The organism is Nocardia sp. NPDC059154 (genome assembly GCF_042755705.1).
Lineage (GTDB): Bacteria > Actinomycetota > Actinomycetes > Mycobacteriales > Mycobacteriaceae > Nocardia.
In genome coordinates this window covers 26,853-34,754 of sequence record NZ_JBHZCS010000025.1, presented here as the reverse complement: position 1 = coordinate 34,754, position 7,902 = coordinate 26,853, and the positions used below count along the sequence as shown (strand labels likewise).

General features: G+C 67.6%; 10 protein-coding genes. 3 read left to right on the top strand and 7 right to left on the bottom strand.

The genetic code is table 11. The annotated features are described in order from the left end of the window. Positions 1-384: 384 nt before the first annotated feature. The 7 genes from ACFXN1_RS22100 to ACFXN1_RS22070 all read right to left on the bottom strand — a co-directional run bounded on the left by ACFXN1_RS22100 (position 385) and on the right by ACFXN1_RS22070 (position 6,040). The gene (locus tag ACFXN1_RS22100) at positions 385-711 is read right to left on the bottom strand and encodes a DUF3467 domain-containing protein (protein WP_379400119.1); all 327 of its coding nucleotides are present in this window, start codon (positions 709-711) and stop codon (positions 385-387) included. 98 nt (positions 712-809) lie between these two features. Beyond that, the gene (locus ACFXN1_RS22095) at positions 810-1,322 is read right to left on the bottom strand and encodes a hypothetical protein (protein WP_379443660.1); all 513 of its coding nucleotides are present in this window, start codon (positions 1,320-1,322) and stop codon (positions 810-812) included. A gap of 479 nt (positions 1,323-1,801) precedes the next feature. Continuing rightward, positions 1,802-2,287 (bottom strand): aminoacyl-tRNA deacylase, encoded by a 486-nt coding sequence (locus tag ACFXN1_RS22090; protein WP_379380462.1) that lies wholly within the window; start codon positions 2,285-2,287, stop codon positions 1,802-1,804. A 107-nt stretch (positions 2,288-2,394) separates the two neighbouring features. After that, positions 2,395-2,634 carry a DUF6374 family protein gene (locus ACFXN1_RS22085; protein ID WP_379443659.1) on the bottom strand — a complete coding sequence of 80 codons (240 nt, stop codon included), beginning with the start codon at positions 2,632-2,634 and terminating at the stop codon, positions 2,395-2,397. Between the two features lie 128 nt (positions 2,635-2,762). Then, a complete protein-coding gene (gene helR / locus ACFXN1_RS22080) occupies positions 2,763-4,934 on the bottom strand; it encodes an RNA polymerase recycling motor ATPase HelR (RefSeq protein WP_379443657.1) in 2,172 nt (723 codons plus the stop codon). 211 nt (positions 4,935-5,145) lie between these two features. Next, entirely contained in the window at positions 5,146-5,619 is a 474-nt protein-coding gene (locus ACFXN1_RS22075; protein WP_379443655.1) for a nuclear transport factor 2 family protein, read from the bottom strand. 10 nt (positions 5,620-5,629) lie between these two features. After that, complete coding sequence (locus ACFXN1_RS22070; protein ID WP_379443653.1) at positions 5,630-6,040, bottom strand: carboxymuconolactone decarboxylase family protein; 411 nt, start codon at positions 6,038-6,040, stop codon at positions 5,630-5,632. Positions 6,041-6,137: 97 nt separating this feature from the next. On the opposite strand from ACFXN1_RS22070, the gene ACFXN1_RS22065 reads away from it, so the two are divergent. The 3 genes from ACFXN1_RS22065 (at position 6,138) to ACFXN1_RS22055 (ending at position 7,708) form a co-directional block, all read left to right on the top strand. Beyond that, positions 6,138-6,917 carry a helix-turn-helix domain-containing protein gene (locus ACFXN1_RS22065; RefSeq protein ID WP_379443651.1) on the top strand — a complete coding sequence of 260 codons (780 nt, stop codon included), beginning with the start codon at positions 6,138-6,140 and terminating at the stop codon, positions 6,915-6,917. A gap of 90 nt (positions 6,918-7,007) precedes the next feature. Then, complete coding sequence (locus tag ACFXN1_RS22060; protein ID WP_379400112.1) at positions 7,008-7,292, top strand: hypothetical protein; 285 nt, start codon at positions 7,008-7,010, stop codon at positions 7,290-7,292. After that, complete coding sequence (locus ACFXN1_RS22055) at positions 7,274-7,708, top strand: DNA-binding protein (protein WP_379443650.1); 435 nt, start codon at positions 7,274-7,276, stop codon at positions 7,706-7,708. The genes ACFXN1_RS22060 and ACFXN1_RS22055 overlap by 19 nt, the downstream gene beginning before the upstream one ends. The last annotated feature ends 194 nt before the right edge of the window (positions 7,709-7,902 follow it).

Genomic DNA, 7,902 nt, shown 5'->3' with positions numbered 1-7,902 from the left:
GGGGGGGGGGGAGGGGGGGGAAAAAAGGGGGGGGGGGGGCAGTGGGGAAGTGCTCCCCCCCGCCGCTGTGTGTGTCCTGCATATCTCGCGTTCGGCTACCGCGCTTGTCGCCTTGCCTGGCAGTAGGGAGACAGCCGTAACTGCGCATGATGGGCGGGAGACGCCGGTAAGGATGCAAGCCCGCAAACACCCCCTGTCCGTCATGTTCAGGAGGGTTCGGGCTGTGGGTGCGGGGCGGCCGGGGCGACGAGGTAGTGGCGGCCCGGGATTATCTGGGGCCGATACCGTACGGCCGGGTCGCAGACGACGGGACGGTCAGCTGGGCCGGCGATGATGGTGATGGGGCTTGATTTCGGGGTCTGCATGCATTTCTCCGTGGGCAGGTTATTCGCCGAGGTGGGTGATGGGGCCGAATTGGCGTTCGTAGTTGCTCATGCTGTCGTTGAGGGTTTGCATGAGCCGGAAGATCAGCGCGGGTGGGAACTTCACCCGGGAGGTGACCTGCACCGGTTGTCGCATCATGGGTTGACCGGCCGGGTTGACAGCGCCCGGTTCGGTGGGCAGGTAGACAAGGCAATCGAGGGTGAAGTCGGTGCGGTTGTACCAGCAGGTGAACCCGTTGGCGTACACCCCGGCACTGATGGTCTCCGGCACGATGACCTCGACGTCGACATCGGATTCGTCCGCGGGCGGCGGAACTGGTCCGCTCACCGCGAACCTCCTCGGTAGCAGGGCCGGCGAACCGGCCACACCGGATGCCCGGTGTGGCCGGCCGCCAGAACTTTGGTCACTGCGTCATCCTCGCCGGGTCAGCGGCCCTGCTGGAGGCGGGCTTGCTGGCGGATTTGCTGGAGCTGTATCTCCCACTGACCGGCGTGGTCCTGTGCCCGGTTGGCCTGGTCCTCGGCCTGCTGCGCCATCTGGGTGGCCTGGTCGGCCTGGTCTTGGGCGGTGCTGGCCCGTTGCTGGGATTGGTTGGCCTCGCCCTGGGCCTGCTGGGCCTGGCTTTGTGCCCGGTCGGCCTCGCTCTGGGCCTGCTGGGCCTGGTTGGTGGCCAGCATCGCCTGCTGGCGGGCCTGCTGTGCCTGCTGGTTGGCCTGGTTGGCGTCCTGCTGCGCATGCTGGGCCTGATGCTGCACCTGCCGGGCCTGCGCCTGCGCCTGGCGCGCGAGACCCGAGGCCTGCATCGCGTACTGGCGGGCGTTCTGTGCCTCTTGCCGGGCTTCGTCCATTCGCAGCCGCAGCAATTCCACTTCCGCCTGCACGTCGATGTCCCCGCGTCGAGCTTCCGCCGTCGCAGTACCGCTGGTTTCCTGTGCCATGTTCGAGCTCCCTTTCAACGATGTGTGGATTGAGACACTGAGGTTGTTGCGGGAAGAACTCGTGTGACCGGTGCCATTCTGCCCAATACATCGCCGCCCGGCAGTAACTTTTCGGCAACCAGTACGCAAAGCCGACGAAACATACCCAAACCTGGCTCGGGGAGATACGGATCAGCGGGAACAGCAATACGCGATGGCAGCCACCCGCGGGGGCGTGACAGTACCCCGAACAGCCGAACCGGCCCGCCCGGTCGCCGTCTTCGGCAGCCGGGTTGACATCCTCGGCAACCGGTTCGGCCAATCGGTGGGCCGCTATTGGGCGAACGGCTGCTGGCAGTAGCTGACAATGAATCCAGATGTCTTGCGCGAGTACGGATTTCGCGCAAGCAGGCCCTCATGCAAGTCGGCGTGGCGGCATCGCTGCAGCGACCGTCGTCAAACGTACGGTTGACGCTTCTGCATCAAGCAGTTGCGGGAACTCAGTGGCGGGTGGTTTGCGTGCGGTGGGAAAAGTGCGCTTTCTCGGCCTGTTCCATCAGGCGCATGAACTGGTCGGTCTGCAGGTGGACGAGCGTCTCATGATCACCGGCCTCGAAGTAGATATCGGGCTGTGTGGTGAGACTCTCGTCCATCAGCGTCGTCATGCCGTAGGCGGTGCACATGGGCGGGATTGCGCCGACCTCGCAGTCTGTGAAGGTTTCGCGGAAGTCCGATTCCTTGGCGAGCACCAGCCGCCGGCCCGTTTGCGACCAGAGCTTCGCGAGTCGTAGGTGGTGGGTGGATGGCAGCACGGCGGCGACGTAGCCTTGCGCGTCTTCCAGGAGGACTGTCTTTGCGAGGCGGTCGCCAGGGATATGGGCGGTTTCGGCGGTTTCTGAGCTGTTGTGGCTATGCGGATGCGGTACGAGTTCATACTCGGCGCCCGCATCCGTCAGGCACTGCTGCACGGTTAGCGATATGGACATGACGGACCTCCAATGACTGGTTGGTACCACCATTAACCCCAGCGGACCTGGGCTTTCAGCATAGGTCATCGTGGATTTCTCGCGCCGGGACGAGGGCCTCGTCCTCCTCAACGCTTCCGGTAGCGGCGAGGGTTCGAACAGATCGGCCGCGGGCTGTCCGGCCGAGGCTCGGGTGCCGCGTGGCCGGTCTCCTCCTCGTAGACCCGCAAACCCTCTTCGATCTTGCCCGCCGCATTCTCCAGCTGCTCGGGCGTGAGGAACCGACCGCGGGAGGCCGCAGCGAGCAGCTGGGCACGCACCTGATCGAGATTCATGCGTGCCCATTCCAGGCGAGGCAGTTCCGGCATGATCACAAGGCTACCTCGAGTCGAACAAACTTTCGATAGTAGGCGAGTGGTCCGACAGGTTCCGGACCCAGCACCACGGATACCGCCATCTACCAACTGCCGCAAACGCCCAGCATGTAGTCCGAGCTCTACTTCGACGTGTAGAGGCCGGCGAGGGCCGGTGGGAGCGGGCCCTCGTGCAGGACGCCCAGGCGCTGGGTGGCGCGGGTGAGGGCGACGTAGAGTTCGGCCGCGCCGCGCGGGCCGTCGGCGAGGATGTGCTCGGGCTCGACCACCAGGACCGCGTCGAATTCGAGGCCCTTGGTTTCGGAGGCGGGGACCGTACCCGGCATGCCGGGCGGGCCGATCACGATGCTGGTGCCCTCGCGGCCCGCCTCGTCGCGGGTGAATTCCTCGATGGCGGAGGGCATCTCGCCGAGGGTGAGCTGTCGCGCCCACGGCTGCACGCCGCAGGAGCGCACCGACTCGGGCGGCGTCACCTCGGGTGCGAAGCCGGTCAGGACGGCGGCGGCCACGGCCATGATCTCCGCCGGGGTGCGGTAGTTCACCGTGAGCGAGCGGTAGGCCCAGCGGCCGGGGACGTACGGTTCCAGCATGGCGTCCCAGGAGGTCGCGCCCGCCGCGGACCGGCGCTGCGCGAGATCGCCCACCACGGTGAAGGAATGGCTCGGGCACCGGCGCATCAGCACCCGCCAGTCCATCGCCGACAGCTCCTGCGCCTCGTCGACCACGATGTGCCGGTAGGTCCAATCCCGGTCCGCGGCAGCACGTTCGGCGAGTTCCCGGGCGTCGCGTTCCAGGAAGCGCTCGGCCAGGTCGTCGCCGTAGAGCAGGTCGGTGGCGAACAGGTGATCCTCGTCGTCCATGTGGTCGGCGCGGCCGACCAGCAGGTCGAGCACGCCTTCGGCGTACGCGGCCTGGGCCTTCCGTTCCCGCTCGGCCGCCGCCTCCTCGGCGGTGGTGTCACGGCCCAGCAGATCGACCAGTTCATCGAGCAGCGGGACATCGGATACCGTCCATGCCGCACCGTCCGCGCGCCACAGCGTCCCGTCGGCGCCCGCCGCGTGCAGCCGCTCGGTGGACGAAAGCAGCTCCGCCAGTAGCGTTTCCGGTGTCAGCGTGGGCCACAGCTCGTCCATCAGCGCCGTGAAGCCCTCGTGCTCGGCGAGTTCGGTGCGCAGATCGGTGCGCATGTTCTCCCAGGCCTCACGGTCGTCGCGGGTCAGCCAGCCCTCGCCGATCCGCTTGATGGCCCGCTCGGTGAGCGCCCAGGTGAGCACCTCGAGGAAGGTCGCGCGAGCCTGGTTGTGCGGCAACCCGCTACCGCGCGCCTCCTCCCGCGCCCAGCCGGCGATATCCGCGCCGATGCGCACCGTCACATCCGACAGTTCGATCGACACCGGCTCCTGCGGCACCCGCTGACGGTCGGCGATCGCGGCCTTCAGCACGTCGAGGATCCGCAGGGAACCCTTGAGCCGCACCGCTTCCGGTCCGTCCTCGGCCGTGACGCTCAACCCGGGCACGAGATCGCCGGTGGTGGTGAACACCACGTTCGTCTCGCCCAGCGACGGCAGCACCCGCCCGATGTGCCTGAGGAAGGCCGTGTTCGGGCCCACCACCAGTACACCGTTGCGTTCCATCTGCGCACGCTGGGTGTACAGCAGATACGCGACCCGGTGCAGCGCCACCACGGTCTTGCCGGTGCCCGGCCCGCCCTCGATCACCAGCACGCCCGGGTGATCGAGCCGGATGATCCGGTCCTGCTCGGCCTGAATGGTGGCCACAATGTCGCGCATACCCTCGCCGCGCGGCGCGTTCACCGCCGCCAGCAGGGCCGCGTCACCGCGCTCGCCGTCACCGGGATGGCCGAACACCTCGTCGGTGAAATCGGCCACCAGCCGTCCGCGCGTGTGGAATTGGCGACGCCGCCGCATGTTCTCCGGGCTCGCGGCGGTCGCGATATAGAACGCCTGCGATGCCGGGGCCCGCCAATCCAGCAGCAGCGGTTCGAATTCGTTGGCCTCGTCGAAGATCCCGAGGCGCCCGATATACGAGTGCTCACCGGTCACACTGTCCAGCCGCCCGAAACACAGCCCGTTGTCGGCCACCTCGAGGCGCTTGACCTCCTTGCCCAGCGCCCGCACCTCCGCATCCCGCTCCACCAGGGTGGTGCCGCGCGAGCGCAGCGTCTCGCCGTAGCGGCCCTTCACCCGGGCCCGCTCGGCGTCCAGCCGCGCGTACAGCCCGGTCACATACTCCTGCTCCGCGAGCAGTTCCTTCTCGTACCCCTGGTCCGACACCAGCACCACACCTTCCCGCCTAGCCGTTCCCCGCTGCCCGCCTGCGCGCCCATTCGCGCAGGTTGCAGCCCTCGGCCAGCGATTGTGCGCCAATACCGGGGCCTTGCCGCAAGTCCCCCACTGTGTTATATGGTTGAAGGGGAAAGGACGACGATCCTTTCCATTCCTTCCTCTTTCTCCTTCCGAATTCCCTACGCCGCATCCGGTTTTCCTAGGCCGCAGCAGGGCGTTGTCCGCCCGAAGCCAGGGTCAGGATGTCCTTGTTGCCGTCGGCCCACTGGGCCGTCATCACCATCGAATCCACCTTCCACTGGCCCCCGACCAGGTGCAGGCCGATGCGGTAGGTGCCGCCCAGCGTCCACCGCGGCGAACCGAATCGATTGGCCAGGATATGGACCGCCTGGAAGACCGCGGTCAGTTCCGCGTGGTCGCCGTCCACGGTGACCAGGTGATTGCCGAGCAGATGCTGGGTGGCGTCGAAGCTGCCGATCAGCTTCTCCCAGTCGGCGCGGATCTGCGCCGGGGTGACGGTCGCGGGCTCGCCGCCCCAGATGCTCGAGTAATCGAGGGTGACCACCTCGGCGAAGACACCGGGGAAGGCGTCCCAGTCACGAATGTCGATGAACCAGAACAGGCGGGTGGCGGCGTCGATGATGTCGGCGCGCTGCTGAGCGGTGGCGGTCATGGCAGATCTCCTACTGGGCAATCGAATCGGTGGTGATGGGGAGCAGATCGCGGCCGGCGAGCACGCCGCGGGCAACGCTCATGGCGGAGAGCACACGCGGAAAACCCGCGTAGGGGAGGGCTTGCAGGATCGCCTCGACGATCTCGCCCGGCGCCACACCGGCATTCAGCGCGGAACCGAGGTGCGCCTCCAGCTGCGGGCGGGTGTCCCCGAGCGCGATGAGTGCACCCAGGATCACCAGCTCGCGCCGCCCGGCATCCAGGCCCGGCCTGGAATGGATGTCGCCATAGGCGAATTCGACGGCGAACCGGTGCAGATCCGGTGCGATATCGGCCAGCTCGTCATAGACCCGGCCGCGCACCCCTCCGCTCCCGCCGAGCTCGGTGTGGCGGGCCGCTCCCCGCCGGAATCTCTCGTTCACGAGACCGAGCCTGCTCGCCGCGGCAGGACGTAACCAGTGCACGCCGTGCCTCGTACTCCCGGGGCCACGCACGGCCGTCCTGTGCCAGACTGCCGGCATGGCAGCGCGCGCGGACCTGGCGGAGTTCCTGAAGTCCCGGCGGGCGCGGGTCGATCCGCACGAGTCGGGCCTGCCGCTGTCCGGTCTGCGCCGGGTGCCCGGCCTGCGCCGCTCCGAACTCGCGCACCTCGCGGGCATCAGCGCCGAGTACTACCAGCGCCTCGAACAGCGCCGCGCCGCCAACCCGTCGCCCGAGGTGCTCGACTCCCTCGCTTCCGCGCTGCGGCTCAATCCCGTCGAGACCGAGCACCTGCACGCCCTGGCCCGCCCGCCCCGCACGGCCGAAACCGCCGCTCCCGCACCGCGTCCCGAACTGCTGCGCATGCTCGACCTGATCGACAAGGCGCCCGCCCTGGTCATCACCGACCTGTTCGACGTGCTCGCCACGAACCCGCTGGCGCACTACGTGTTCGGCCGCATGGCCGACGAGAACATGGCCCGCGCACTGTTCTCCGACCCCGCAGCCCGGGACTTCTACCGCGACTGGGACGATGTCGCCGCCGCGACCGTCGCCCAGCTGCGCCGCGTCGCGGGACTCTACCCCGCCGACCCCGCCACCATCGCCCTCGTCGACGAACTCTCCACCGGCAGTACGGAATTCGCCACCCTCTGGCGCGCCGGCGATGTCGAGCGGCGCAGCCATGGCGGCAAACTCGTCCGTCACCCCCACTCCGGCGACCTCGGCTTCTCCTACGAGAACCTCGAACTCCCCGGCGACCCCCGCCAGCGCATCATCACCTTCACCCCCGACCCGGGCACCGCCCTCCCCGCCCTGTAGGCCGAGGAAAGGTCTTGGGCATCACCGCCGCCACGCCTCGGACGCCGTAACCGGGCCGATATTTCCTACTTTGATTGATAAACTGAGGTCATGGCTCAGCCTGTCTATGAAATCGGCGAAGGACCCGCGACGCGGGTGAGTCTGTCACTACCCGAGGGGACGGCCGAGGCGATTCGCCGACGGGTCGGGAAACGTGAGTTCTCGGCGTTCGTCACCTCCGCCGTCGAGCGCGAACTGCGAGGGTTGTTGCTGGACGAGTACCTGGCCGACTACGAGCGTCGCCACGGCGAGTTGCCGGAGGCCGCCCGGCGGCACGCCTTCGATCAGTTCGAGCGGGCGCTCGCGAGTGAGGATCCATGGCCGGACGAAGGGTGAAGGCAGCGCGGTCGCAGCGTTCGCTGCAGGGCACGGTTGTGCTCGACTGCGAGGGGTTGTCGGGCCTGCTGTCCGACGATCCGGCGATTGTTGCCCTGATCGCAGAGGCGCGTGGGCGTCGGATGGAGATAGTGAGCAGCGCCCTGACGATCATCGAAGCTACGCATCGAAAGACTGACCGGTCGTGTTTGTCCTGGTTGCTGTCCATCATTCGCGTAGAGGCGGTCGACGACGCCTGCGCTCGCGCGGCATCCGAGTTGTTGCTCGCGGCGGGGCTGCATGGTCACAAATACGCCATCGACGCCGCCGTGGCCGAAATGGCAATGCGGCAGCCGCCGCCCGTGATCGTAATGACCTCGGATCCGCAGGATATGCACACTCTGTGCGGTGATGCGGTGCGAATCATCTCCCTGTGAGGTGAGCCCCGACGCGCCGAGCGTGGTTGCGGGGTGGGTTGGCGTGTTGTCGTTAGATTGTGGGTCAGGACGGATCGGCCGCGACGCGAGAATGGCCCGCAGGGAGGCGGGTTCGCGACGGGGTGCGGGAATATCGTTGTGACATAACGTGCCACGCGAATGACAACGCGTGGTCATGTGGGGTGGAGTCGAAC

What these genes read in the sequence shown, in the direction of transcription:
- ACFXN1_RS22095 (WP_379443660.1), bottom strand. Translation starts at nt 1,322, where the DNA reads ATGGCACAGGAAACCAGCGGTACTGCGACGGCGGAAGCTCGACGCGGG.
- ACFXN1_RS22090 (WP_379380462.1), bottom strand. Translation starts at nt 2,287, where the DNA reads ATGTCCATATCGCTAACCGTGCAGCAGTGCCTGACGGATGCGGGCGCC.
- ACFXN1_RS22085 (WP_379443659.1), bottom strand. Translation starts at nt 2,634, where the DNA reads ATGCCGGAACTGCCTCGCCTGGAATGGGCACGCATGAATCTCGATCAG.
- ACFXN1_RS22075 (WP_379443655.1), bottom strand. Translation starts at nt 5,619, where the DNA reads ATGACCGCCACCGCTCAGCAGCGCGCCGACATCATCGACGCCGCCACC.
- ACFXN1_RS22065 (WP_379443651.1), top strand. Translation starts at nt 6,138, where the DNA reads ATGGCAGCGCGCGCGGACCTGGCGGAGTTCCTGAAGTCCCGGCGGGCG.
- ACFXN1_RS22060 (WP_379400112.1), top strand. Translation starts at nt 7,008, where the DNA reads ATGGCTCAGCCTGTCTATGAAATCGGCGAAGGACCCGCGACGCGGGTG.
- ACFXN1_RS22055 (WP_379443650.1), top strand. Translation starts at nt 7,274, where the DNA reads ATGGCCGGACGAAGGGTGAAGGCAGCGCGGTCGCAGCGTTCGCTGCAG.